This is a genomic window from Pseudoalteromonas sp. SIMBA_162 (genome assembly GCF_046535955.1).
GTDB lineage: Bacteria > Pseudomonadota > Gammaproteobacteria > Enterobacterales > Alteromonadaceae > Pseudoalteromonas > Pseudoalteromonas marina.
This window is the reverse complement of sequence record NZ_JAWJBQ010001356.1, coordinates 1-230: the sequence shown is the minus strand read 5'-3', so window position 1 is coordinate 230 and position 230 is coordinate 1. Positions and strand designations below refer to the sequence as shown.

The 230-nt window shown below is 33.9% G+C and carries 1 pseudogene; it reads right to left on the bottom strand.

What is annotated here, in order from left to right:
- Positions 1-230 (bottom strand): annotated as a pseudogene (gene wbbD / locus R0J88_RS24050) (UDP-Gal:alpha-D-GlcNAc-diphosphoundecaprenol beta-1,3-galactosyltransferase); the annotation flags it as partial.

Here is a 230-nt window from a genome sequence, read left to right as displayed (position 1 = left end):
GCTTTAATTTCTGAAATGGCATATTTTATTCCACCTCGTCTTTTTGCTGTTTCCTTTGAAAATCTCATATCAACTAAAACTTGTTGAATATTATCACCATTACATCCATTAGCTAAAGATTTCAACCAAAGGGCATAATCTTCATATAAGTACTCATTTCCATAACCGCCGACGCGCATTATTTCACACTTTTTAAATGCAACTGCAGGGTGATTAAAAGGAGATCTGTT